Origin of the sequence: Cellulomonas sp. T2.31MG-18 (assembly GCF_964266755.1) — a bacterium.
GTDB lineage: Bacteria > Actinomycetota > Actinomycetes > Actinomycetales > Cellulomonadaceae > Cellulomonas.
The window spans coordinates 368,591-392,528 of sequence record NZ_CAXWGW010000003.1 but is presented as its reverse complement, the minus strand read 5'-3'; the positions used below and the strand labels follow the sequence as shown (position 1 = coordinate 392,528).

The window sequence follows — 23,938 nt, the reverse complement described above, 5'->3', positions numbered from 1 at the left end:
CAGCGGAACAGGCGGGTGCGCCCGCGACGTCCGGAGCGCCCCACCACCCGTCCGCGGGCGGTGCCGGCCTGCGGCGGTCGCCGTCGGGACCGGGAGCCGTCGGGGCCGTCGTGGGACCCGCAGGTCCGCACGGGCTCGTCGCGCTGCCGCCGGAGCCGGTCGGCTCGGGCCGCTGGGCGCGGCTGCGGCACCGCATCGGGCTCTACGTGGCGCTGACGAAGCCGCGCGTGATCGAGCTGCTGCTGGTCACCACCGTGCCGACGATGCTGCTGGCGCAGCGCGGGCTGCCGCCGCTGTGGCTGATCGCCGCCACGCTGGCGGGCGGTGCGGGCGGCGCCGGCGCCGCGAACGTCCTGAACTGCTACATCGACCGGGACATCGACCGGGTGATGAACCGGACCCGTCGGCGGGCGACGGCCACCGGGGTGGTCAGCCCACGGGCGGCGCTGACGTTCGGCCTGGTGCTCGCCGCGGCGTCGCTGACGTTCCTGTGGCTGGTGGTGAACCCGGCTTCGGCCGTGCTCACCGCCGCCGCGATCCTGATCTACGTCGTCGGGTACACGCTGCTGCTGAAGCGGCGTACCCCGCAGAACATCGTGTGGGGCGGCGCCGCCGGCTGCTTCCCGGTGCTCATCGGCTGGTCCGCGGTCACGGGCGGGGTCTCGTGGGCCGCGGCGCTGCTGTTCGGCGTCGTCTTCTTCTGGACGCCGCCGCACTACTGGCCGCTTTCGATGAAGTTCCGCCGGGACTACGCCGCCGCGGGCGTCCCGATGCTGCCGGTCGTGGCACCGGACCTGAAGGTCGCGCGCCAGATGCTGGGCTACGCCGTCGCGATGGTGGCGTGCAGCCTGCTGCTCGGTCCGGTGGCGCACCTGACCTTGGTGTACACGGTGGTGGCGGCGGTGCTGGGGCTGTGGTTCGTCGGCTCGTGCCTGACCCTGCTGCGGGCGGCCCGGGACCCCGAGCACCACCGGATGCGCGCCATGCGGGTGTTCCACCACTCGATCACGTACCTGACCCTGCTGTCCGTCGCCGTCTCGGTCGACGTGTTCCTGCCGTTCTAACGGTCACCGGGCCGCCCAGATGAGCGAGGGTCCCCTGGCCGGGTCGCTCGACGCGTACCTGGCGCACCTGACGGTCGAGCGTGGCCTGTCCCGCAACACCCTCGCGGCGTACCGGCGGGACCTGAGCCGGTACCTCGCGTTCCTGACCGGGCGCGGGCGCACGGGACCGGAGGACGTGACCGAACGTGACGTGGAGGACTACGTCCTGGCGGCGCGGACCGGTACCGACGGCGGCGCCGTCCTCTCTGCCGCATCGGCAGCGCGTGCCGTGGTCGCGGCCCGCGGCCTGCACCGCTTCTGGCTGCTCGAGGGACTGGTGCCGGCGGACGTGGCGCACGACGTCCGTCCACCGGCACAGCCGCGGCGGCTGCCCAAGGCGCTGTCGGTCGACGAGGTGGAGCGGCTGCTCGGCGCCGCGGGGCTCGGTGACGGCCCGGCCGCGCTGCGCGACCGGGCGCTCCTGGAGCTGCTCTACGCCACCGGGGCACGCATCTCCGAGGCCGTGGGTGCGGACGTCGACGACCTCGAGCTGGACGTCGGCCGTGCCTGGATCCGGGTCCTCGGCAAGGGTTCCAAGGAGCGGGTGGTGCCCGTCGGGCGCTTCGCGGCCGCGGCGCTCGAGGCGTACCTCGTGCGGGGAAGGCCGGCGCTGGCCGCCGCGGGGCGCGGGACGCCGGCGATCTTCCTGAACACGCGGGGCAGCCGGCTGTCCCGGCAGAGCGCCTGGTCAGCGCTCCGGACGGCGGCCGAGCGCGCGGGGCTGCCCGCCTCAGCCCACGTGTCGCCGCACACGCTGCGGCACTCGTTCGCGACGCACCTGCTGGCGGGCGGTGCCGACGTCCGCGTCGTCCAGGAGCTGCTGGGCCACGCCTCGGTGACCACCACGCAGATCTACACGCTTGTCACGCCGGAGACGCTGCGCGAGGTCTACGCGGCGAGCCATCCGCGTGCGCGCTGAGGAGGTGCACGGTGGCCGGTCTGTCGCAGGCTGCCGCGGCAGGGGCTCCGGTAGGTTGTCCGCGTGGTGAACGCACGGTGAGCCAGACGACCGACACGCAACGGGATGCCGTCGGGCGTCCGCTGCCGGACTTCCCGGTCCCCACGACCCTGGCCTCGCACGGTCCTGCTCGCGTCATCGCGATGTGCAACCAGAAGGGTGGCGTCGGCAAGACGACCACCACGATCAACCTGGCCGCGGCGCTCGCCGAGTACGGCCGCACGGTGCTGGTGGTGGACTTCGACCCGCAGGGTGCGGCGTCCGTGGGGCTGGGCATCAGCCCGCACGAGCTGGACCACACCGTCTACAACCTGCTGATGGACCGGGGCGTCGGCTACGAGGACATCCTGCGGACCACGTCCGTCCCCGGCCTCGACCTGCTCCCCGCGAACATCGACCTGTCCGCTGCCGAGGTGCAGCTGGTCGGCGAGGTGGCCCGTGAGTCGGCGCTGGCCCGCGCGCTGCGTCCCGCGCTCGACTCGTACGACGTGATCCTGGTCGACTGCCAGCCGTCCCTCGGCCTGCTCACCGTGAACGCCCTGACGGCGGCGCACGGCGTGCTGATCCCGCTCGAGTGCGAGTTCTTCGCGCTGCGCGGTGTCGCGCTGCTGGTGGAGACGATCGAGAAGGTGCGCGACCGCCTCAACCCCCGCCTGCAGGTGGACGGCATCCTCGCGACGATGTACGACTCGCGGACGCTGCACGCCCGTGAGGTCGTGGCGCGGGTGCACGAGGCGTTCGGCGACACCCTGCTGCAGACCGTGATCGGTCGCACCGTGAAGTTCCCGGACGCGACCGTCGCGGCCGAGCCGATCACCACGTACGCCCCGACCCACTCCGGTGCGGCGGCCTACCGACAGCTGGCGCGCGAGCTCGTCGCCCGTGGCGACGCCGCCTGAGGGCGCAGCCGCTCCGACGCAGCCCGTCGGCGACGTCGGCGCGCCCGTGGTCGACGGACCGGTGGTCCCGGCCGGCCGCGGTGCGTTCGAGGTGCACCTCGACGTGTTCTCCGGCCCGTTCGACCTGCTCCTCGGCCTGATCGCGAAGCACCGGCTCGACATCACCGAGGTGGCGCTCGCGCAGGTGACCGACGAGTTCATCGCGCACATCCGCGAGGCGGGGCGCGACTGGGACCTGGGCCAGGCGTCGGAGTTCCTCGTCGTCGCCGCGACCCTCCTCGACCTCAAGGCCGCCCGGCTGCTGCCGACGGGTGAGGTCGAGGACGCGGAGGACCTCGAGCTGCTCGAGGCCCGGGACCTGCTGTTCGCCCGCCTGCTGCAGTACCGCGCGTACAAGGAGGTGGCGGCCGACATCGGGCAGCGCCTGCTGACCGAGGGGCGGAGGTTCCCACGGGCCGTCCAGCTGGAGCCGCACCTGGCGGCGCTGCTGCCCGAGCTCGTGTGGCAGCTGGGCGCCGAGCAGCTCGCCGCCCTGGCGGCCAAGGCGCAGGCCCCGCGTGCGGTTCCCCAGGTGGACCTGTCGCACCTGCACGCCCCGCCGGTCAGCGTGCGGGAGCAGGCCGCGGTGCTGGTGGACCGGCTGCGGCGGCACAGCACGGCGACGTTCCGCTCGCTGGTGCAGGACGCGGAGTCGACGCTCGTCGTCGTCGCGCGGTTCCTCGGGCTCCTCGAGCTCTTCCGCGAGTCGGCGGTCGCCTTCGAGCAGGTGGTCCCGCTGGGCGAGCTGACGGTGCGGTGGACCGGCACCGACGAGGGCGAGATCGCGGTGGCCGGCGACTTCGACCAGCTCGAGGCGGACGACGAACCGGAGCAGCGCTCCGCGGAGGAGGGCACGGCATGAGCGAGGACCACCTCGACGGTGTGGAGGCGGACGACGAGACCGACGGGCAGACGCTTGGCGTGACGGCCGACGGCCCCGTCGCTGGCGCCGTCGAGCCGTCCGGCTCGCCCTCGAGCACCCCGCAGCCGGCGGCGGACGAGCTCGCGTTCGACGTCGACCAGCTGCCCGGCGGCGCGATGGCGACGCTCGAGGCCGTCCTGATGGTGGCCGACGAGCCGGTGCCGGCCGTCCGTCTCGCCACCGTGCTGGCCCTGCCGGTCGACCAGGTCGAGCGGCTGCTGCACGAGCTCGCCGACGAGTACGCCGGGCGGGACGGTGGCCGGCCCCGCGGCTTCGAGCTGCGCTCGGCGGCGGGCGGCTGGCGCATCTACTCGGCGCCCGTCTACGCGGACGTGGTGGGTCGGTTCGTGCTCGACGGGCAGTCCGCACGGCTGACCCAGGCGGCGCTCGAGACCCTCGCCGTGATCGCGTACCGCCAACCGGTCACCCGAGGGCAGGTGTCGGCCGTGCGGGGAGTGAACGTCGACAGCGTGGTGCGCACCCTCACGGCGCGCGGTCTGGTCGCCGAGGTGGGCACGGACCCGTCGAGCGGTGCACTGCTGTACGCGACCACGGGATACTTCCTGGAGCGGATGGGCCTGTCGAGCCTCGACGAGCTGCCCCCGCTGGCGCCCTACCTGCCGGACATCGACGCGCTGGAGGGCCTCGACGGCAACGGAGGAACGGCATGAGCGACAACGGGACGACCGGAGGTGGTCGTGCACGGCGGTCGCCGCAGCCGGGACGCCGGGGCGGATCGGGCGGCAGTGGCAGTGGTGGTGCCGGCGGCGGCGCACCTCGCGGTCGGGGCGGTGCGCCGCGAGGGGCAGCGCCCGGTGAGCGGCGGGGAGCATCCGCAGCCGGTCGACGCAGCGCTCCGGCCAGGGGCGGCGCCCGGCGCCCGGCAGCACCCGCCGTGCCCGAGCGGGACGTGCACGACCCCGAGGGCATCCGGCTGCAGAAGGTGCTCGCAGGCGCGGGCCTCGGCTCCCGGCGCGCGTGCGAGGAGCTGATCGCCGACGGACGGGTCAGCGTGGACGGTGTCGTCGTGCGCGAGCTCGGCGTGCGGATCGACCCGACGAAGGCCGTGGTGCACGTCGACGGTGAGCGTCTGCAGCTCGATGCGACGCTGGTCACCATCGCGCTGAACAAGCCGCGCGGCGTCGTCTCCACGATGCACGACCCGCAGGGTCGTCCGTCGCTGTCGGAGCTGGTGGCCGACCGCCCCGAGCGGCTGTTCCACGTCGGCCGGCTCGACGCCGACAGCGAGGGTCTGATCCTGCTGACCAACGACGGTGAGCTCGCGCAGCGGCTTGCCCACCCGTCGTACGAGGTCGCCAAGACCTACGTCGCCGAGGTCGAGGGCGAGGTGCGGCCGTCGCTCGGCGCTGTGCTGCTGCGCGGGGTCGAGCTCGAGGACGGGCCCGTGCAGGTGGACCGGTTCCAGATCCTGCAGACCACGAACCGCGCGAGCCTGGTCGAGGTGGAGCTGCACGAGGGTCGCAACCGCGTGGTGCGCCGGATGTTCGACGAGGTGGGGCACCCGGTGGTCCGGCTGGTTCGGACGAGGATCGGCCCGATCCGGCTGGGCGACCTGCCTCCGGGCCGCACGCGTGTGCTGGGGCGGGTGGAGCTCGGCACGCTGATGACGGCGGTGGGGATGTGAGCATCGCGACCCGTGGTCCGGTGCGGGTGGTCGGCACCGGGCTGCTCGGCGCCTCCGTCGGCCTCGGACTGCGGCGGCACGGCGTCGAGGTGCAGCTGTCCGACCCGTCACGCACCGCCCTCGCGCTCGCCCGCGACGTCGGCGCCGGGACGCCGGCGGGTCCCGACGACCCGGAGCCTGTGCTGATCGTCGTCGCCGCGCCCCCGGACGTGACCGCGGACGTGGTGCGAGCCGAGCTGGCGGCGCACCCGACGGCGGTGGTCACCGACGTGGCGAGCGTCAAGGGCTACGTGCTGGCCGAGCTGCGGGGCGCTCGTGCCGACCTGCGCCGGTACGTCGGCTCGCACCCGATGGCCGGCCGCGAGCGGTCCGGTCCGTCCGCCGCCGTCCCGGACCTGTTCCTGGGACGGCCGTGGGTGATCGCCGACTCCGGCGTCTCGCACCCCGACGCCGTGCTCGCCGTGCGGGCGCTGGCGGTGGACCTGGGTGCGTTGCCGGTCGCGATGGACGCCGCGGAGCACGACGCCGCCGTCGCGAGCGTGTCCCACCTGCCGCAGCTGGCGGCCAGCCTGGTCGCGGCGCGGCTGCGCGACCTGGACGACGCGGCGCTCGGGCTGGCCGGACCCGGCGTCCGGGACGTCACCCGCATCGCCGCGAGCGACCCCGCGCTGTGGACCTCGATCCTGGCCGCGAACGCCCTGGCGGTCCGGTCCGTGCTGATGGAGGTCCGGTCGGACCTCGACGGCGTGATCGCCGCGCTGACCGACGCCGCTCTGGCCACCGGCCCGGAGGACGTGGCACCGGGTGCCCTCAGCACGATCGCACGCGCGATCTCCGCCGGGAACGCCGGCGTCGCCCGGATCCCGGGCAAGCACGGTGGTGCGCAGCGCGCCTACTCGGTGGTCAGCGTGCTGGTCCCGGACAGCCCGGGCGAGCTGGCCCGGCTGCTGGGCGACGTGGGGGCCGCCGGTGTCAACCTCGAGGACCTGCAGATCGAGCACGCTGCGGGCCGTCCGGTCGGTGTGGCGGAGATCTCGGTGCTGCCCGGCAGCGCCGAGCACCTGCACACCGAGCTGACCGCCCGGGGCTGGAGGGTGGTGCGGTGAACGCGCCGTTGGTGGTGGCGATCGACGGACCGTCCGGGTCCGGCAAGTCGAGCGTGTCCCGGCTGGTGGCCCGGCACCTGCAGCTCGCGTACCTGGACACCGGGGCGATGTACCGGGCGGCGACGTGGTGGTGCCTGCAGGAGGGTGTCCGGCTGGAGGACCAGGGTGCCGTGGCGGACGTGGTCCGTCGGATGCCGCTGGTGATGGGGATGGACCCGGTGGCTCCCGGCGTGCACGTCGGCGGGGTCGACGTGGCCGGACCGATCCGCGAGACGTGGGTCTCGGAGGCGGTCAGCAAGGTGGCGACGAACCTGGCGGTGCGGGCCGAGCTGAACCGCCGTCAGCGGGACCTGATCGGGGCGGAGCGTGCCGTCGGTGGCGTCGCGCAGGGCCGGGGGGTGGTCGCCGAGGGCCGGGACATCACCACGGTGGTCGCGCCGGACGCCGACGTGCGGGTGCTGCTGACGGCCAGTGCGGAGGCACGGCTCGCCCGCCGTGCCCGCGAGGTGCACGGCACCGCGTCGGCTGCGGCCGTCGAGGCGACCCGCGACCAGGTGCTGCGCCGGGACGCCGACGACTCGACCGTGGTGGAGTTCCAGACGGCCGCGGACGGTGTGGTGACGGTGGACTCCTCGGACCTGGACCTCCCCGGGACCGTCGCGGCCGTTCTGGCGGTGGTGGCGCGCGTCTGCGGACGGACGGTGTGACCGCGTCCGTCCCTGCGGACCTCGCGCCCTGGGCCGGTGGGCCGGCGTGGGCCCGATGGGTCGGACGGTTCCTGGGCCGCGTCGTCTGGGACACCCAGCTGATCGGGGCTGAGCGCGTTCCCCGCACGGGTCCCGTCGTGCTGGCCGCGAACCACACAGGGGCGATCGACGGGCCGCTGCTGATCGGCATGGCACCGCGGCCGCTGCACATCCTGGTGAAGCAGGAGATGTTCCACGGGCCGGTCGGTGCGGTGCTGCGGGCGGCGGGCCAGATCCCGGTGGACCGTGCCAACGGTCGGTCGGCGCTGCAGGCGGGCCTTGCCGTGCTGCGTCGAGGCGGGGCGGTCGGCATCTTCCCGGAGGGAAACCGGGGCCGGGGCGCCGTGGACGAGACCCGTGCGGGTGCGGCGTGGCTGGCCGTGCACGGGGGAGCGGTCGTCGTGCCGGTCGCCATCCTGGGCACGCGGCGGACGGGGGAGACGTTCGGCCACGTCCCGGGCCTGCGGCGTCACCTGGTGATGGAGGCGGGCGAGCCGATCGCGGTGGAGGCCGCCGGGTCGCGCCGGGAGCAGATCGACCGCACCTCGACGCAGGTCCGTCTGGCCCTCGCGGCGCTGGTGGCGGACCTGCAGGAACGCTCCGCGATGCGGCTGCCGGCCGACGACCCGCGCCGGGACACGCTCGCACCCTGAGGGCAGCGGCGCGCGGACCCCCGCGAGGCTGGCCGGGCTGACGCCGACACGTCCTGGTCCCTGCCGGGCAGCCGGGCAGGGACAATGGTGCGGTGAGCCCCATCGATCCGACGCCCGAGCTCGAGCTGCCCGACGAGTCGACGGCCGTGCCGACCACGGTGCCGTCCGCTGAGCAGGTCGCCGCGGCAGTCGCACCGCAGCCCGAGGACGCTGCCCGTGAGCGGGCGCTCCGCGCCGGTCTCGAGGAGTACGAGCTCGAGGACGAGGACCTGCAGCTGCTCGAGGGCGAGGAGGGCGGCGAGGGCGCCACGGTCGCGCCGCTGTCGCTGCCCGTCCTCGCGGTGGTCGGCCGTCCGAACGTCGGCAAGTCGACCCTGGTCAACCGCATCCTGGGACGCCGAGAGGCTGTCGTCGAGGACACCCCCGGCGTGACGCGGGACCGGGTGACGTATCCCGCCGAGTGGTCGGGACGGGACTTCCTGCTGGTGGACACCGGCGGCTGGGAGGTGGACGTCGCCGGCATCGACAAGCGGGTCGCCGAGCAGGCGGAGGTCGCGATCGACCTGGCCGACGCGGTGGTCTTCGTGGTCGACGCGACGGTGGGCGCCACGGACACCGACGAGCGCGTGGTGCGCCTGCTGCGGCGTTCCGGCAAGCCGGTGGTGCTCGCGGCGAACAAGGTGGACGGTCCCTCGATGGAGCCGGAGGCCGCCGCGCTGTGGGCCCTGGGCCTCGGCGAGCCGCACCCGATCTCCGCCCTGCACGGCCGTGGCACGGGTGACCTGCTCGATGCCGCCATGGACGTGCTGCCCGCGCAGTCGGCCCGGGACACGGCGATCCCGGACGGGCCCCGGCGGGTCGCGCTGGTCGGGCGGCCCAACGTCGGCAAGTCCTCGCTGCTGAACAAGGTGGCCGGGTCGGAGCGGGTCGTGGTGGACTCCGTCGCCGGCACCACGCGCGACCCGGTCGACGAGCTGGTCCTGCTCAAGGGTGTGCCGTACGTGTTCGTCGACACCGCGGGGATCCGGCGCCGCGTGCACCAGACGAGCGGCGCCGACTTCTACGCGTCGCTGCGCACGCAGGCCGCGATCGAGAAGGCGGAGGTCGCCGTCGTCCTCGTCGACGCGTCGCAGCCGCTGACCGAGCAGGACACCCGCGTGATCTCGCAGGTGGTCGACGCCGGGCGCGCCCTGGTGATCGCGTACAACAAGTGGGACCTGATGGACGACGACCGTCGTCCTTACCTGGAGCGGGAGATCGAGCAGGACCTGGTGCAGGTGCAGTGGGCGCCGCGCGTCAACGTCTCGGCGAAGACGGGCTGGCACGCCGAGCGGCTGGTGCCTGCCCTGGAGACGTCGCTCGCGTCGTGGGACACGCGCATCCCGACCGGTCGGCTGAACGCGTTCCTCGGCGAGCTCGTGGCGGCCCACCCGCACCCGTTGCGGGGCGGCAAGCAGCCACGAATCCTGTTCGCCACCCAGGCGTCGTCCCGCCCGCCGCGGTTCGTCATCTTCGCGACGGGCTTCCTCGAGGCCGGCTACCGCCGGTACATCGAGCGTCGCCTGCGCGAGACCTTCGGCTTCGAGGGTTCGCCGATCGCGATCTCGGTGCGGGTGCGCGAGAAGCGCCGGCGCTGACCGACCCGGTCCGGCGTACCGGCGGCGGGTGCCCGGTGACGGGTGCCCGGAGGCGGGTCAGTCGAGAGCGATGCGCCCGCGCAGCGACTCGGGGTCGGGCAGCGACCCGGCCTCGTGCAGCTCGTCCAGCAACGCGCTCGCCTCGTCGACCTTGCCGTACACGTCCCAGAGCAGCACGCCCTGCAGGCCCTCGTCCTTGACGTAGTAGACGATGCCGTGCTCGTCCTCGCGGCCGGGTGCCCAGTCCTCGACCAGCTGCATCGACGCGTCCAGCCGGCCGACCGCCTCGTACCCGAGGTCGAAGATGTCCGACCAGAAGAACGGCGTGTGATCGTACACCGGAAGCTCACCGCCGGTCAGCGTGGCGGCCATGGCTCGTCCGGCGCATGCGCCGGAGCTCTGCGCGTGGTCGACGTGCTCGACGCGCCGGCGGCCCAGCCGCACGTCGGGGTAGTCCACGATGTCGCCGGCGGCGAAGACGAACGGGTCGAGCGTGCGCAGGTGCTGGTCGACGCGCACCCCGGTGTCGTCGACGACGAGCCCCGCCGCCCGGGCGAGCTCCGCGTTCACCTCGATGCCGAGGGCCAGGACGACGCCGGCCGCCGCGAACGCCATCGGGTGGTCGTCCGTCCCGGCGTGCACCGCCACGCGACCCGCAGCCGGACGCTCGAGCCACCTCGCGCGGGCCCGGGTGACCACCTGAACCCCGTGCTGGTCGAACGCCGCCCGGATGCGGCGGACGACGCCCGGGGGATAGGCGCCCGCGCCGATCTCCGCGTCCGGCGTCAGCAGCGTGACCGCGGCGCCCGCGGTGGCCAGGCCGGCGGCGATCTCGGTTCCCAGGAACCCACCACCCACCACGATGACGGGGCCGCCCGTCAGCGCCCGCGCCCGGTGGTAGTCGCCGAGGGTCCGGAAGTAGACGACCTCCCGGGACGGGCCGAGGTTCAGCTCGCGGGGCCGGCCCCCGGTCGCCAGGAGCAGCGCGCGGTACCCGTACTCGTCGTCGTCGTTGGCGACGACCACGCGCTGCGCCCGACGGACGGCGGTCACCCGCGTGGACGTGTGCACCTGCGCACCCGTTGCGGCCGCGGTGTCGAGGAACGGCTCGGCACCGTCCGGCTCGCGCCACAGGTCCTTGGAGAGCGGAGGCCGCTCGTACGGCGGCTCCGCGTCGTCCCCGAGGATCGCGATGGACCCTGTTGCATCGAGCTCCCGGATGCCACGGGCGGCGGCGTCAGCCGCCATCCCGCCGCCGACGATCACGTAGTCGTAGTCGAATCGCATGGGGGCCTCCTCGCGACGCTCCTGCAGGTCACGCTAGGCCCTCCGATGGTGCGGAGCGCGCCGAGACATGCCGTCGACCCGCACCCGGGCACCGGCCGGCGGGGGAGGGCGGCCGACCGCGTGGGGTAGCATTGCGCGCGGTCCTGCGGGGCCAGCGGGCTGTGGCGCAGCTTGGTAGCGCACTTGACTGGGGGTCAAGGGGTCGCAGGTTCAAATCCTGTCAGCCCGACAGTGAAGGTCCGGGGCAGGGGCTTGCAGGGGGCGATCCCTGCGAGCCCCTGAGCTGTCACCAGAGGTCTCGGGACCGGTGTCCTGGCCTGGATCGTGCCCGAAGCTCAGCTCGGACCGCGGTCCGTGGTGGTCCGCGAGACGACGTCCGCACCCGAACGCCCTGCGGTCCGCACGCGGGGTGACAGCAGCATCCGTACGAGGAGGAGTCGACCGTGCCCCAAGGGACCGTCCGGTGGTTCGACGCGGAGCGGGGCTTCGGCTTCCTCGCGCTCGGTGACGAGGCCGACGACCTGTTCGTCCACGCCTCCGAGGTGGTGACGGACGGCGGGTCGAACATCCTGCGCGAGGGCCAGGTCGTGGAGTTCGAGGTGGGTCAGGGTGACCGCGGCCCGCAGGCACGTCGTGTCCGCGTGATCGGGGACCTCGCTGCCGATGCGCCGGTGGGCCTGCTCGGCACCGTCTCCTGGTACGAGCCGGGCAAGGGATACGGCTTCGTCTCGCCCGACGGCGGTGGCCCGGAGATCTTCGTGCACAGCTCGGCGATCGTGACCGGTGGCGTGATCTCGCAGGGGCAGCGGGTGGCGTTCCTGGTGGTCGAGGGGGAGAAGGGGCCGCAGGCGGACCACCTGCTGCCGCTCGGGGCTGAGGCGGCCCAGCGCGTCGTGGCGTCCGACGGGGCAGACGGCACCGTGACCTGGTACGACGCGGACAAGGGCTTCGGGTTCGTCACTCCGGACTCCGGTGGTGAGGACGCCTTCGTGCACGTGCGGGCGCTCGCCGGAGGCCTGACCGAGCTGTCCGAGGGCGATCGCGTCACCTTCGACGTCGCCGAGAGCGAGAAGGGGCCGCAGGCCCGAAACGTCCGGCTCGTGCGCGGCACGGCACAGCGCGGTGCCCCCGCCGTGGCGCCGCGTGGTCGGTCGGCCGCGCCGGCGACACCGGGCCGCTCAAGAGGGTCGGACGGGCCGGTGCGCGGCGGCGAGGGCGTCGTGGCGCGCTACGACGCCGATCGGGGCTTCGGTTTCATCACGCCCGACTCCGGTGGTGCGGACCTCTTCGTGCATGTGTCGGTGGTCAGGGGCGCCGAGGCGCTGCAGGAGGGCGACCGCGTCCGGTACAAGGTCCGACAGAGCGACCGGGGACCGCAGGCCGACGGCGTCGAGCGGGTCTGAGCCCCATCCGGCTCACTCGGCCGGGGCGACGTAGTACCAGCGTCCGTCCTCGCGGACGAACCGGGACCGCTCGTGCATGACCTCGACGCCGCCGGTGGGGAGGACGTACGTCGCCCGGAACTCGACGATGCCGGCGTCGTCCTCCGGTCCACCGCCGACCACGTCGACCACCTGCAGACCGCGCCACACCGGGTTGTCGGTCAGGTCGAGGGATGTCGGGCGCGTCGACGGATGCCATGAGTCGAGCAGCCAGGCCGCATCGCCGTCGCGGAACGCGGCGAACCGCGATCGCATCAGGGCCTCGGCCGTCTCGAGCCCCGGACTGCCCCACGACCTGGTCACCGCCACCTCCAGGGGAACGCTCCGCCGTCGCGGAGACACCGCAAGCCTCCCATCGCCGTGGCGGTCCGCACCCGGGGTCACCCGTCGGGCCGCCAGTTCCTACGCTGGAGCCGTGAGCCCGTCGCAGATGCCGGCGACCGGTACGTGCGTGCTCAGGACCCTCGGGCGGCGCACGGGTCGGTGGCGCTCGGTCGAGCTGTGGTACGTGGTGACCGACGCCGCGCTGGTGCTGACCGGTACGCCGGGCCCGCGGGCGTGGGTGGCGAACCTGCGGGTGAACCCGGCGGCAGTGGTCCGGCTGCGCGATCCGCAGCGGGAGCGGGCAGTCGTCGCGCGGGAGGTCACCGACCCCGACCGACGGCGACGGATCATCGCCGAGGCGTGGCGGCTCCAGCCCTGGTATGCCGAGCAGCCTTACTCGGTCGAGGAGTGGGTGGCGAGCTCGCCGGTGGTGGTGCTCGACCCGCGTGGACCGTCGAGTGGCACGAGCGAGGCGGTCGTCCGCCACGGTCTTTAGACCCTGTACCAGGGCCGGAGATCGGCACCAGGGTGGAAGGAGCCGAGAGCCGTCCTGGAGGGAGGCTCGGGATGCCACGCATTCCCGGTCCGCTGCGGAGGTTCCTCCCAGCGGGTGCTCCGGGCCCGGCGGCCGTCGCCGGCGTGCCGCAGGACCGCGTCGCGGACGCGATCGCCGAGCTGGAGCCCGTGTTCGCCCGGCTGGCACCGACGGAGGCGCTCTGCGACGGGCTCGTCGAGCGGGGTCGGCTCGACGCCGAGGAGCTGCGCAGGCGTGCCGCGGACGAGGTCCGGAGCATCGCGGCCACGGCGGAGCAGCGGGCGGCCGGTGAGCGTGCCGACGCCATGGCACGCGCCCAGCAGGTCGGCCGGCAGGTGTCCGATGCCGAGCTCGCGGCCGCGCGAACGCGGGCCGCACGGCTGCGTGCGCAGGCCGAGCGGCGCATGGGGGACTACGTCGCTCACGTCGCCACCGCCGTCACCGACCTGGTCGACGCGGCCTGGGACGACCCGCGATGAGCGCGGGGTGGGTCGCCGTCGGGGTCCGGTCCACGGCGATGCGGCGGCGACGGCTCGGTCCGGAGGCCGCTCGCGCGCTGGCGGCCCGGCCCTCGTTGGCCGCGGCGGTGTCGGAGCTCGCCAGCGGGCCGTACGCCCACGACGTGCGGCCGGACCAGACGCTCGCCGAGGCTCAGCGCGCCGTCGTGGCGACCTTCGTCTGGAACGTGCGGGTTCTGGCGGGGTGGGCACCGCGGGACGGTGTCGTGATGCTGCGCGCCCTGGCGGCACCGGTCGAGGCCCTCAACATCGACGAGCACCTGCGGCGTCGTGCCGACCCGGCGCCGCCCGCGCCCTACCAGCTGGGCGCGCTCGCGACCGCCTGGCCACGCCTGGCGGCCACGACCGATGTGCAGGGCCTGAGACGCGTGCTGGCGCAGTCCCACTGGGACGACCCCGGCAGCGACGACCTGCACGAGGTCTCCGTGGCGACCCGGCTGTCGGCGGCCGGCCGGATCGTCGTCGACGTCCCGAACGCACGTGCCTGGGCATCGGCTGCGGCCGCCCTCGTGCTCGCTCGCGAGCTGGCGTACCGAGCCGCTCCACCGGGCGCCCGCGTGCGCTTCCTCGCCTCGCGGGTGCTGGGGCCCGCCGCCGGCAACGCGCTCTCGCTGCAGGAGCTGGCCGGCGCCCTGCCGCGGGCGGCACGGTGGGCCCTGGCCGACGTCAGCGCGCCGGAGCAGCTGTGGCGTGCGGAGGCCGGCTGGTGGGGGCGAGTCGACCGGGAGGCGGCTGCGATGGCCGACCGAGATGCCGCCGGTGCGGGGGCGCTCGTCGGGACCGTCGCGCGGCTCGCGGTCGACGCGTGGCGGGTGCGAGCGGCCCTGGAGCTCGCACCACGGGGTGGCCACGTCGCGGAGGACTTCGGTGCGGTGGCATGACGCCCTGAACCCCGTCGGGATGCAGCGGGTGGCGCTCCTGGCACCCGCCGACCAGCTGCGGGAGCTGCTGGTGACGGTCGCCGACCAGGGCTGTGTGGAGCTGGACGAGCTGGGGGACCGGAGCCCCGGCGCGGCGGAGTCGGGTGCCGCGGCCGCGCTCCGGCGCCTGGGCCGCGGCGGCCAGGTGACGCCGCTCCTCGGCCGCCGGCCCGACCTCCCCGCCTGGGAGCGGGACGGCCGTGCGGACCTGCTGGCCGGCGAGGCCGAGCTCGATGCCCGGGCCGGGGACGCCATCACGAGGGGGCGCGTGTCGGCGCTGGCCGGCTGGGCGCCGGTAGACGCCGTGCGCGGGCTGACCGCCGCACTGGCGGCGGTCGACGCCTCGGTCCTCGTGCTGCCCGCGCCTCGCGGTGTCGACCCGCCCACGCTGCTGTCGGAGCGTGGGCCCGGCCGTGACTTCGCCGGGCTGGTCCGCACGTACGCGACGGTGCCGTACCGCGACGTCGACCCGTCGCTGCTCGCCGGCATCGCCTACGTGGTGATGTTCGGGATGATGTTCGCGGACGCCGGTCACGGTGCCCTGCTGCTGCTCGCGGCCCTGGCCGTCCGGTCCGGGCGGTGGCAGCGCCTCGCGCGGCTGGCTCCGTACTGGCTGTTCCTGGCCGGCGCCGGGCTGGCCAGCACGGTGTTCGGCGTCCTCTACGGCGAGTTCTTCGGGCCGACGGGCGTGGTCCCCGTGATCTGGCTGTCTCCGCTGGAGAACGCCGTGACCCTGCTGCTGGTCGCGATCGCGGTCGGTGCGCTGCTGCTCGCCGGGGCGTACGCGCTGGGCTCGGTCAACCGGTTCCGGGAGGGCGGCTGGCGACGCGCGGTGTACGCCCCGTCCGGGCTGGCGGGTGCGTCGCTGTTCCTCGGGCTCGGCACGCTGGCCGCAGGCCTGTACCTGCACCTGGCCGCCGTGACCGTCGCCGGAGGGGTCGTCGCGGTGGCGGCGCTGGTGGTCGGCTACGCCGGGCTGCTCGCCGCGGCCGGAGGCGGTGCCGCCGGTGCCAGCCAGGCGATGGTCGAGCTGGTCGACCTGGTCGTCCGCCTCGGCTCGAACCTCGTCAGCTTCGCCCGGCTCGCCGCCTTCGGGCTCACCCATGCCGCGCTGGGCCTGGTGGTCTGGCAGGGAGCGACGGCACTGGCCCACCGCGGGGTGCCCGGAGTGGCCGCGGCCGTGCTCGTCTTCGTGGTCGGCAACGTGCTGACGTTCGCCCTCGAAGGCTTGGTCGCCGGCATCCAGGCGCTGCGGCTGGAGTACTACGAGCTGTTCTCCCGGATCTTCGAGGGCGAGGGCCGGCCCTTCCGGCCCTGGCACGTCCCGCTCGCACCGACGGAGGCCTGATGATCATCTGGACGATCTGCCTGCCCGCGATCCTCGTCGTCGGGCTCGCCACGAGCTGGGCGCTGCGACGTCGGGGCAGACCCGCGCTGCGCGTCGTCCTGGCCGCCAACGGGTTGCTGCTGGTCGCGGCGCTCGTCGTCGTGGCCATGGTGGCCGGTGCGGGGCCGTCCGCCGCGGCCAACGCACCCCAGGCCGTCACCGCGGCGGCCTCGACCGCCGCCAACGGCTCCGCGCTGATCGGGGCGGCCATCGCGGTGGCCGGGTCCTCCATCGGCGCCGCGATCGCGGTCGCGTACACCGGCGCCGCCGCGCTCGCCGCGATCAGCGAGCGGCCCGAGCTGTTCGGGCGCGCGATGGTGATCGTCGGGCTCGCCGAGGGGATCGCCATCTACGGGCTGATCGTGTCCATCATCCTGATCGGCAAGGCATGAGCGACGTCGCCGTCATCGGGTCAGCGGAGCTCGTCAGCGGCTTCGCGCTCGCCGGTGCGCGCACCTACGCGGTCCGGGACGCCGAGGAGGCGCGGGCCACCTGGCAGCAGCTGCCGCCGACCGTCGCGATCGTGCTGCTGTCCGCGGCGGCCGCGGACGCCATCGGCGACGCCACCCGCGCACGCGGCGCACCCCTCACCGCGCGGCTGCCGTCATGACCGCAGGCACGGCGACCCCTCCCGGTGAGACCAGGGCCGCGAACCCACTCGAGCCGCTCGAGCAGGCGTTGCTGCGCCGGGCGCAGGCCGATGCCGACGCGGCTCGGGCGGACGCCGAGCTCTCGGCGCGCACCCAGACGGACGCGGCACGCGTCCAGGCGGCCGAGGTCCTGGACCAGGCACGTGCCGCCGGTGAGGCGGATGCCGACCGACGGCGGGCCCTGGACCAGGCCCGAGCGCGTCGCGAGGCGCGACGAATCGTCCTCGCGGCGGAGCGCACGGCGTACGAGCAGCTGTGCGCCGCGGCGCGTGCGGCGGTGCAGGAGCTGCTCGCCGAGCCCGCCCGGCAGGGGCGGCTCGGTGCGCTGGTGGTCGCCCGGCTGGGTAACGAGGCGCGGCTGGAGCCGCACCCGTCCGGCGGTGTGGTCGGCGCGGTGCCGGACGGACGCCGGGTCGACGCCTCGGTCGACGCGCTCGTCGCGCACGCTCTCGACCGGCTCGACCTCGCGGCGTTGTGGGACGACCGATGAGCGGCCGGGTGACCCGGGTCAGCGGCCCGCTGGTCGAGGTGGACGGCCTGGACGGCGTCGCGATGGCCGAGGTGGTCGCGCTTGGGGCGGCGCGGCTGCCCGGAGAGGTCGTGGCGATCGAGGACCAGGTCGTCTCGGTGCAGGCCTACGAGTACACCGGCGGCCTCACGGTCGGGGACCCGGTCGAGGCGTTGGGGCACCCGTTGTCGGCCACCCTCGGTCCGCAGCTGCTGGGTGGCGTCTTCGACGGCCTGCTCCGTCCGCTGTCCGACGCGCCGACGTGGCTCGGTCCGCTCACCCGCCACGACACGGGCAGGAGCGAAGCGGAGTGGCGCCCCGCGATCGCGGTCGGGGAGCACGTCGGCGACGGCGCCCTGCTGGGCACGGTGCCGGCGGGCGGGATCGAGTACCGGGTCCTGGCACCGCCGGGCGTGTCGGGCACGGTCGAGCACGTCGCCGTCGCCGGTGCCCACGGCACGGAGGACGTGGTCGCGGTGGTGGGCGGCGTCGAGGTCACGATGAGCCAGCGGTGGCCGGTCCGCCGCCCTCGACCTGTCCGCGAGCGCCTGCCCGCAGCAGCTCCCCTGGTCACGGGCCAGCGCGTGCTCGACGCCGTCTTCCCCCTCGCGCAGGGGAGCAGTGCGGCGGTGCCCGGCGGCTTCGGCACGGGCAAGACGATGCTGCTGCAGCAGATCGCCAAGTGGTGCGACGCCGACGTGATCGTCTACATCGGCTGCGGCGAGCGCGGCAACGAGATGGCGGACGTGCTCGACGAGCTCGGCGAGCTGACCGACCCGCGGACGGGTCGACTGCTCGCCGACCGCACGGTGATCATCGCCAACACCTCGAACATGCCGATGATGGCCCGCGAGGCGAGCATCTACAGCGGGGTCACTGTCGCCGAGCACTTCCGCGACATGGGCTACCACGCGGTGGTCATCGCCGACTCGACGTCGCGGTGGGCGGAGGCCCTGCGCGAGCTCGGCTCCCGCTCCGGCGCGTTGCCGGCGGAGGAGGGCTACCCGGCCTCGCTGTCGTCCGCGCTGGCCGCCTTCTACGAACGAGCGGGTCGCGCGGTGACGCTCGGTGGCGCCACCGCGTCCGTGACGATCATCGGCGCCGTGTCTCCCGCGGGTGGGGACACCACCGAACCGGTGACCGCCCAGACCGAGCGCTTCGTCCGAACCCTGTGGAGCCTCGACCGGGGCCTCGCCTACGCCCGGCACTACCCCGCTGTGGCGTGGTCGGGGTCCTTCTCGCGCGACGCCGAGGGCCTGGCTGCCTGGTACGCCAGCAACGGTGACCCGGGCTGGGGCGCCCGACGCGCCCGCGTCACCACCCTCCTGGCGGAGGCCGACCGCCTGGGCGAGCTCGCGGAGCTGGTCGGCGCAGGGTCGCTGCCCGGGCACGAGCGCGTCGTCCTGCTGGCGGGCCGCCTGTTGCGCGAAGGGGTGCTGCAGCAGAACGCGCTGTCGGACAACGACGCGCGCTGCGCACCGGCGAAGACGGCGGCGCTCATCGATGCGGTGCTCGACGTGGTCGACCGGTGCGAGGCGGCGATCGAGGGCGGCAGCACCGCGACGGAGATCGAGGAGCTCGACTTCTCGCCGCTGCTGCGCGCGGCCCAGGACACGCCGCCCGACGGGGCCGGCGGCATCGCGAGCCGTCGCCAGCAGCAGCTCGACCGGTTGGCGGCGCTGCCATGAGCACCACCGACTGGTTCCCGGTCCGCTACGCCGGTGTGCGGGACCTGCGCGGGCCGCTCCTCGTGGTGCGCGGTGTGGAGCGGGTCGGCTGGGACGAGTTCGCCGTCGTCCGGATCGTCGGTGCGGCCGGCGAGCCGGAGCGTCACGGCCTGGTGCTCGAGGTCGACCACGATCTCGCGGTGGTGCAGGTGCTCGAGGGCACCGACGGGCTGGTGCCCGGCAGGACGGAGGTGGCGTTCGCCGGTGCACCGCTCCGGGTGCCGATCGGGCCCGGGTGGCTCGGCCGGGTGTGCAACGGTCGCGGGGAGCCGGTCGACGGTGGTCCACCGATCGTGGCGACCAGGACGGCGCCCATCGCCGGCAGCCCGCTGAACCCGGTGCACCGACGACCGCCGGCCGAGCCGGTGCTGACCGGGATCTCGGCGATCGACGCCCTGATGACCCTGGTCCGCGGCCAGAAGCTGCCGATCTTCTCGGCCGCCGGCCTGCCGCACCTCGAGCTGGCGGCGCAGATCGCCGCCCAGTCCATGTCGGGCGACGAGCCGTTCTGCGTCGTCTTCGCCGCGATGGGGGTCACGCACCCCGATGCGGACGCCGTCCGGGCCCGCCTCGAGGAGCGATCGGCGGCCGGCGAGCTGGTGCTGCTGCTCAACACCGCCGACGACCCGGTGATCGAGCGGATCCTGACCCCGCGCATCGCGTTGACCGTCGCCGAGGACCTCGCCTTCGAGCAGCACCGCCACGTGCTCGTCGTGCTGGCCGACATGACGAGCTATGCGGAGGCGCTGCGTGAGGTCGCCGCGGCTCGCGGCGAGATGCCCGGGCGCCGGGCGTATCCCGGCTACCTGTACAGCGACCTGGCCTCGCTGTACGAGCGCTGCGGCCAGATCCGCGGCGTCGCCGGCTCGCTGACCGTGGTCCCGGTGCTGACCATGCCCGGTGGCGACATCACCCACCCGGTACCGGACCTGACCGGCTACATCACCGAGGGTCAGATCGTCCTCACCTCCGACGTGCACGCCCGCGGCATCTACCCGCCGGTGGACCCGTTGTCGTCGCTGTCGCGGCTGATGCGCAGCGGTGCCGGTGCAGGTCGCACGCGCGAGGACCACCTGGAGGTCGCCGCCCAGCTGCTCGCAGCGCTGGCCCGCGCCCGCCAGGTGCAGCAGCTGGCGGAGATCGTCGGGGAGGCCGCCCTCAACGGCACCGACCAGCTGTACCTGGAGTTCGCGACCACCTTCGAGCGCGTGCTGACCGACCAGGGCCAGGGCGAACGGCGCACGCTGGACGAGACCCTGGAACGCTGCTGGCAGGTCCTCACGGTGCTGCCGGCTCGGGAGCTGACGATGCTGTCCCGGCGGTTCCTCGCGCAGCATCCCCGGACCGAGGGGTAGCCCGTGCCGGTCGCCCGCTCCGTCCCACCCGGCCGCGCCGGTCGCCTGTGGCTGCGCGCGCGCCTCAGCACGGCGCAGAAGGGGCGCGACCAGCTCGACCGCAAGCTGCGCATCCTCCTGCCCGAGCAGCAGCGGCTGCAGACCCGGCTGGAGCGACGCGAGGCCACCTGGTCGCACGCGTACGCCGAGGCGCAGACGTGGCTGCTGCGAGCCGTGCTCCTCGGCGGGGAGGACGCGGTGCGGTGCGCCGCACCGTCGGGGACGGCTGAGGTCGAGGTGGTCTGGACCTCGGCGATGGGCCTGAGCTACCCGGAGGACGTGCTGGTCCGTACCGGCCCCACAGACGCGGCGGTCCTGGCGGGGAACGCTGCGGTCGTCCCGGCGACAGCGGCGTTCCAGGCCGCCCTGGTCGCCGGTGCCCGCGCCGCCGCGGCTCGCGAGGCGGTGGCCCGGCTCGCCGCCGAGATCGCGGTGACCCGCCGCCGGATGCGAGCCCTGGACAAGCGCTGGCTGCCGTGGCTGCGCGAGCGCCTCGCAGCCTTGGAGCTCACGCTCGAGCAGACGGAGCAGGAGGACGGCATGCGCCTGCGCCGAGCCGTCAGCGGCACCGTCGACAGGAGCTCGCAGCCATGATCGAACGGATCCTGGTCGCCATCGACGACACAGCCGACTCGCTGGCCGCCGCACGGTTGGCCATCGAGCTGGCAACCGCCCTGCACGCCGAGCTCCGAGCCGTTCACGTCGAGGTCGACCACGGCCTCCCCAAGGTGGTCCAGGCCGCGAGCGGTGAACCGGGTGCCGGCGCGCGTCTCGCCGAGGCGGGTGTCGCGATGCTGCACCGGGTGAGCGCCCTCGCGGCGGCTGCACGTCTCGAGCTGCAGACCCAGGTGCTCACCGGCGAGATCGCCCCGGCGATCCTGCACGACGCCCGTCAGTGGCGGGCCGACCTGGTGGTGCTGGGCAAGTCCTCCCGGTCGGCGAGCGGCGAGCCGTACATCGGCGCGCGGTCACGACACGTCCTGGAGTTCGCCGACCAGCCGGTGGTGATCGTGCCGCCGCCGGAGGCCGCGGCGCGCTAGGTGTGCTCGGTGCGGTGCCGCGACGGCGTACCGGTCCCGGTGCGGGCCTCGCCGCGGCGACGGAGGAACCCGGCGACGGCCGGGTCCGCCGCGAGGTCGGCCGCCCGGCGGTACGCCTCGGTCGCGTCGCGACCGGCACGTGCGAGGAGGTCGGCGCGGGCCGCCCAGTACGGCTGGAAGTCGTCGACGGCGGTGGGCAGGGCGGCGAGGCCGGCGTCCGGGCCGTCGATCCGTCCGGTGACGACGGCGGAGGCGACCTGCGCGCCGAGCGTCGGGGCCGTCGCCAGCAGCGCGGCGTACAGCGTCCGCAGCGACGCCCAGCTCGTCGCTCCGGTCCGGCGGCGTTCGCAGTGCACCGCCTGGATCGCCGCCTCGAGCTGGAAGCGGCCGGGAGGTGCGGCCGACCGCGCGCGGCGCAGGTAGCTCTCGCCCTCGGCGATCAGGTCCTCGTCCCAGCCGGTCGGGTCCTGCTCGTCGAGCGGGACGAACCCGCCGTCGGCCCGTCGGGCGAGCGTCAAGGTGGTGAGGGCAGCCAGGGACCACGCCTCGGGCTCGTCGCCCAGCAGCGTGGCGAGCGTCACCGCCAGGTAGCGCGCCTCGCCTGCGAGCGTCTCGCGCCCGCCGCGCCAGGACAGGGCGGCGCAGCCGTAGACCGCCTCGAGGACGGCCGGAAGACGCTCGGGCATCAGCCGACGGTCCGGGACGGCGAAGGGGATGCCGGCGTCCCGGATCCGCCTCTTGGCGCGGACCAGCCGCTGCGCCATCGTGGCCGCAGGCACCGCGAACGCCCGGCCGATCTGGGCGGCGTCGAACCCGAGCACCGTCTGCAGCATGAGGGGCGCACGGACGGACTCGTCGATCGCGGGATGGGCGCACACGAAGAGCAGCTCGAGGCGCCGGTCGCCGATGGCGAGGGCGTCGAGGTCCGCGAACGGGTCGACCGCGGCGCCGTGGTCCTCGAGCGGCACCGAGCGGCGGGTCGCGGCCGACCGCCACACGTCGCGCTGCCGGTTGCGGGCCACGGTGAGCAGCCACCCCTCGGGGTTCGTCGGGACCCCGACCTCGGGCCAGCGGCGCAACGCCTCCTCGAAGGCGGCGGACAAGGCGTCCTCCGCCGACGCGAGGTCGCGGGTCGGGGCCGCGAGCAGGGAGACCAGCCGCCCGTAGGACGCCCGGGCGGCACGCTCGGCGGCCGTCCGGGCGTCCGGGTGGCTCACCCGTTCGGGACCCACACGCCCTCGACCGTGTGGGTCGCGCCCGGACGGATCTCGACGGCACCCCACTGGACCGGCGGTGCCTGCCTGGCCCACTCGATCGCCGCGTCGAGGTCGGGCACGTCGATCACGATCGTCCCGCCGAGCTGGTCCTTGGTGTCCGCGAAGGGCCCGTCCTGCACGCGCAGGACGCCGTCGCGCACCCGCACGGTCGTGCTCGACACCGACGGTTGCAGCACCTCGGCCGCGACCAGGACCTTCGCGGCCTGCAACGTCGCCGCATAGCTGGCGAACGCCTCCATGCCCTGCGCGATCGCGTCCGCGCCGATGGTCTCGGCGGACTCCTCCGGGTAGTGCAGCAGCAGCGTGTAGCGCATGTGACTCTCCGCTCGGCTCAACGAACAGCGTATTCGGCGATGACGACGCCGGTCGTGGTGGGGATCGTGCGCCCCAGCGTCAGGTCCACCCGCTCGCCGTCCCCGAACAGCCGGGTGCCGGCGCCGAGCACGATCGGGTGCACCTGCAGCGTGAACCGGTCGACCAGGTGAGCGGCGTGCAGGGCTCGGACCAGCTCGCCGCTGCCCATCACCATGAGGTCGGGTCCGCCGGCGGCCTTCAGCTCACGCACCCGCTCGACGCCGTCCCCCGCCAGCAGGGTGGAGGCCGGGTGGCGGAGCACCGTGCCCGGATCACGTGAGACGACGTACTTCGGCGTCGAGAGGAGGACCTGGGCGAACGGGTTCGGTTCCGGCCTGGTCGTCCAGTGGTCGAGGACGTCGCGGTAGGTGCGATGGCCGAACAGCAGGGCCCCGGGGTTGCTCATGCCCTCGGCGGCGTACGCCATCGACACCTCGTCCCGGTAGCCGGTCGCCCAGCCGCCTGCGTGGAAGCCGCCGCGGGTGTCCTCGTCCGGCCGACCCGGGCCCTGCATCACCCCGTCGAGGGTGATGTTCTGGAAGGCGGTGATCGTCGTCATGCTCGTTCCTCTCGGCCAGCCGTCGCGTCGTGCCCTGTCAGGGGGATGACGAAGCAACCGGCTCCGGATCGACAGCCGAGCGCACCGTCGCGCCCGAAGGCGTGCGCTGCGACCGCGACACGCGCAAATGCGGGCGCTCCGGGCACCCGGTGCGAAAGGATCGCTCACGGCTGCGCCCTGCCAGCCGATAAGACGACGGACGACGCGCGTACCCACGGCCGGCACCTTGCACGCCACGCCGCCCGTGGGCACGGCAGGGGGGCTGCGGCCACAGGCGTCGTCCCCAGCCGAAAGGGACCCGCACATGG

27 protein-coding genes and 1 tRNA gene are annotated in these 23,938 nt (G+C 74.5%); 23 read left to right on the top strand and 5 right to left on the bottom strand.

What is annotated here, in order from left to right:
• Positions 1-110: 110 nt before the first annotated feature.
• The 10 genes from ACFQTY_RS13985 (at position 111) to der (ending at position 9,708) form a co-directional block, all read left to right on the top strand.
• Positions 111-1,064 carry a heme o synthase gene (locus ACFQTY_RS13985; RefSeq protein WP_378101465.1) on the top strand — a complete coding sequence of 318 codons (954 nt, stop codon included), beginning with the start codon at positions 111-113 and terminating at the stop codon, positions 1,062-1,064.
• A 19-nt stretch (positions 1,065-1,083) separates the two neighbouring features.
• Positions 1,084-2,022, top strand: a complete 939-nt coding sequence (gene xerD, locus ACFQTY_RS13980) for a site-specific tyrosine recombinase XerD (RefSeq protein ID WP_378101462.1) — start codon at positions 1,084-1,086, stop codon at positions 2,020-2,022.
• A gap of 77 nt (positions 2,023-2,099) precedes the next feature.
• Positions 2,100-2,960 carry a ParA family protein gene (locus ACFQTY_RS13975; protein WP_291757499.1) on the top strand — a complete coding sequence of 287 codons (861 nt, stop codon included), beginning with the start codon at positions 2,100-2,102 and terminating at the stop codon, positions 2,958-2,960.
• Positions 2,944-3,861, top strand: a complete 918-nt coding sequence (locus tag ACFQTY_RS13970) for a segregation and condensation protein A (RefSeq protein ID WP_378101459.1) — start codon at positions 2,944-2,946, stop codon at positions 3,859-3,861. Before ACFQTY_RS13975 ends, ACFQTY_RS13970 begins: the two co-directional genes overlap by 17 nt.
• Positions 3,858-4,592 carry an SMC-Scp complex subunit ScpB gene (gene scpB / locus ACFQTY_RS13965; protein WP_378101457.1) on the top strand — a complete coding sequence of 245 codons (735 nt, stop codon included), beginning with the start codon at positions 3,858-3,860 and terminating at the stop codon, positions 4,590-4,592. The genes ACFQTY_RS13970 and scpB overlap by 4 nt, the downstream gene beginning before the upstream one ends.
• 224 nt (positions 4,593-4,816) lie before the next feature.
• Positions 4,817-5,566, top strand: coding sequence for a pseudouridine synthase (locus ACFQTY_RS13960; RefSeq protein WP_337975491.1), 750 nt, complete (start codon positions 4,817-4,819; stop codon positions 5,564-5,566).
• A complete protein-coding gene (locus ACFQTY_RS13955) occupies positions 5,563-6,672 on the top strand; it encodes a prephenate dehydrogenase (protein WP_291757497.1) in 1,110 nt (369 codons plus the stop codon). Before ACFQTY_RS13960 ends, ACFQTY_RS13955 begins: the two co-directional genes overlap by 4 nt.
• Positions 6,669-7,379 carry a (d)CMP kinase gene (cmk, locus tag ACFQTY_RS13950; protein WP_378101453.1) on the top strand — a complete coding sequence of 237 codons (711 nt, stop codon included), beginning with the start codon at positions 6,669-6,671 and terminating at the stop codon, positions 7,377-7,379. Before ACFQTY_RS13955 ends, cmk begins: the two co-directional genes overlap by 4 nt.
• Entirely contained in the window at positions 7,376-8,071 is a 696-nt protein-coding gene (locus ACFQTY_RS13945; protein ID WP_378101451.1) for a lysophospholipid acyltransferase family protein, read from the top strand. The genes cmk and ACFQTY_RS13945 overlap by 4 nt, the downstream gene beginning before the upstream one ends.
• 146 nt (positions 8,072-8,217) lie before the next feature.
• Positions 8,218-9,708 (top strand): ribosome biogenesis GTPase Der, encoded by a 1,491-nt coding sequence (gene der, locus ACFQTY_RS13940; RefSeq protein WP_378101813.1) that lies wholly within the window; start codon positions 8,218-8,220, stop codon positions 9,706-9,708.
• Between the two features lie 57 nt (positions 9,709-9,765).
• Here the strand turns inward: der and ACFQTY_RS13935 are convergent, their stop codons facing one another.
• Positions 9,766-10,995 (bottom strand): NAD(P)/FAD-dependent oxidoreductase, encoded by a 1,230-nt coding sequence (locus tag ACFQTY_RS13935; protein ID WP_378101449.1) that lies wholly within the window; start codon positions 10,993-10,995, stop codon positions 9,766-9,768.
• A 155-nt stretch (positions 10,996-11,150) separates the two neighbouring features.
• Here ACFQTY_RS13935 and ACFQTY_RS13930 point away from each other — a divergent pair.
• Together ACFQTY_RS13930 and ACFQTY_RS13925 are read left to right on the top strand one after the other, a co-directional pair.
• Positions 11,151-11,224: transfer RNA gene (locus ACFQTY_RS13930), tRNA-Pro, on the top strand.
• 214 nt (positions 11,225-11,438) lie between these two features.
• Positions 11,439-12,398: a cold-shock protein gene (locus ACFQTY_RS13925; protein WP_378101446.1), complete on the top strand. Its 960-nt coding sequence runs from the start codon at positions 11,439-11,441 to the stop codon at positions 12,396-12,398.
• Between the two features lie 12 nt (positions 12,399-12,410).
• Here the strand turns inward: ACFQTY_RS13925 and ACFQTY_RS13920 are convergent, their stop codons facing one another.
• Positions 12,411-12,740: a YchJ family protein gene (locus ACFQTY_RS13920; RefSeq protein ID WP_378101443.1), complete on the bottom strand. Its 330-nt coding sequence runs from the start codon at positions 12,738-12,740 to the stop codon at positions 12,411-12,413.
• A gap of 112 nt (positions 12,741-12,852) precedes the next feature.
• Between ACFQTY_RS13920 and ACFQTY_RS13915 the strand changes: the two genes are divergently transcribed.
• The 11 genes from ACFQTY_RS13915 (at position 12,853) to ACFQTY_RS13865 (ending at position 21,440) form a co-directional block, all read left to right on the top strand.
• Complete coding sequence (locus ACFQTY_RS13915; RefSeq protein WP_378101441.1) at positions 12,853-13,257, top strand: nitroreductase/quinone reductase family protein; 405 nt, start codon at positions 12,853-12,855, stop codon at positions 13,255-13,257.
• A gap of 71 nt (positions 13,258-13,328) precedes the next feature.
• Complete coding sequence (locus ACFQTY_RS13910) at positions 13,329-13,775, top strand: hypothetical protein (protein ID WP_378101439.1); 447 nt, start codon at positions 13,329-13,331, stop codon at positions 13,773-13,775.
• Complete coding sequence (locus tag ACFQTY_RS13905; protein WP_378101437.1) at positions 13,772-14,695, top strand: hypothetical protein; 924 nt, start codon at positions 13,772-13,774, stop codon at positions 14,693-14,695. The genes ACFQTY_RS13910 and ACFQTY_RS13905 overlap by 4 nt, the downstream gene beginning before the upstream one ends.
• Positions 14,682-16,082: a V-type ATPase 116kDa subunit family protein gene (locus tag ACFQTY_RS13900; RefSeq protein WP_378101435.1), complete on the top strand. Its 1,401-nt coding sequence runs from the start codon at positions 14,682-14,684 to the stop codon at positions 16,080-16,082. The genes ACFQTY_RS13905 and ACFQTY_RS13900 overlap by 14 nt, the downstream gene beginning before the upstream one ends.
• Positions 16,082-16,513 carry an ATP synthase subunit C gene (locus ACFQTY_RS13895; protein WP_378101434.1) on the top strand — a complete coding sequence of 144 codons (432 nt, stop codon included), beginning with the start codon at positions 16,082-16,084 and terminating at the stop codon, positions 16,511-16,513. The genes ACFQTY_RS13900 and ACFQTY_RS13895 overlap by 1 nt, the downstream gene beginning before the upstream one ends.
• Positions 16,510-16,731, top strand: coding sequence for a V-type ATP synthase subunit F (locus ACFQTY_RS13890; protein WP_378101432.1), 222 nt, complete (start codon positions 16,510-16,512; stop codon positions 16,729-16,731). Before ACFQTY_RS13895 ends, ACFQTY_RS13890 begins: the two co-directional genes overlap by 4 nt.
• Positions 16,728-17,261, top strand: a complete 534-nt coding sequence (locus ACFQTY_RS13885) for a hypothetical protein (RefSeq protein ID WP_378101430.1) — start codon at positions 16,728-16,730, stop codon at positions 17,259-17,261. Before ACFQTY_RS13890 ends, ACFQTY_RS13885 begins: the two co-directional genes overlap by 4 nt.
• Entirely contained in the window at positions 17,258-18,967 is a 1,710-nt protein-coding gene (locus tag ACFQTY_RS13880; RefSeq protein ID WP_378101428.1) for a V-type ATP synthase subunit A, read from the top strand. Before ACFQTY_RS13885 ends, ACFQTY_RS13880 begins: the two co-directional genes overlap by 4 nt.
• On the top strand, positions 18,964-20,361 hold the full coding sequence (locus tag ACFQTY_RS13875) for a V-type ATP synthase subunit B (RefSeq protein WP_378101426.1): 1,398 nt from the start codon (positions 18,964-18,966) through the stop codon (positions 20,359-20,361). The genes ACFQTY_RS13880 and ACFQTY_RS13875 overlap by 4 nt, the downstream gene beginning before the upstream one ends.
• A 3-nt stretch (positions 20,362-20,364) precedes the next feature.
• Positions 20,365-20,994, top strand: coding sequence for a V-type ATP synthase subunit D (locus ACFQTY_RS13870; RefSeq protein WP_378101424.1), 630 nt, complete (start codon positions 20,365-20,367; stop codon positions 20,992-20,994).
• Positions 20,991-21,440, top strand: coding sequence for a universal stress protein (locus ACFQTY_RS13865; RefSeq protein ID WP_378101422.1), 450 nt, complete (start codon positions 20,991-20,993; stop codon positions 21,438-21,440). Before ACFQTY_RS13870 ends, ACFQTY_RS13865 begins: the two co-directional genes overlap by 4 nt.
• On the opposite strand, the gene ACFQTY_RS13860 is transcribed toward ACFQTY_RS13865, so the two are convergent.
• Genes ACFQTY_RS13860 through ACFQTY_RS13850 form a run of 3 tightly spaced genes read right to left on the bottom strand, consistent with a single transcriptional unit; the run spans position 21,437 to position 23,630 of the window.
• The gene (locus tag ACFQTY_RS13860; RefSeq protein ID WP_378101419.1) at positions 21,437-22,657 is read right to left on the bottom strand and encodes an RNA polymerase sigma factor; all 1,221 of its coding nucleotides are present in this window, start codon (positions 22,655-22,657) and stop codon (positions 21,437-21,439) included. The genes ACFQTY_RS13865 and ACFQTY_RS13860 overlap by 4 nt on opposite strands.
• A complete protein-coding gene (locus ACFQTY_RS13855; protein WP_378101417.1) occupies positions 22,654-23,031 on the bottom strand; it encodes a YciI family protein in 378 nt (125 codons plus the stop codon). The genes ACFQTY_RS13860 and ACFQTY_RS13855 overlap by 4 nt, the downstream gene beginning before the upstream one ends.
• 17 nt (positions 23,032-23,048) lie before the next feature.
• Positions 23,049-23,630, bottom strand: coding sequence for a dihydrofolate reductase family protein (locus ACFQTY_RS13850; RefSeq protein ID WP_378101415.1), 582 nt, complete (start codon positions 23,628-23,630; stop codon positions 23,049-23,051).
• Positions 23,631-23,938 lie beyond the last annotated feature (308 nt).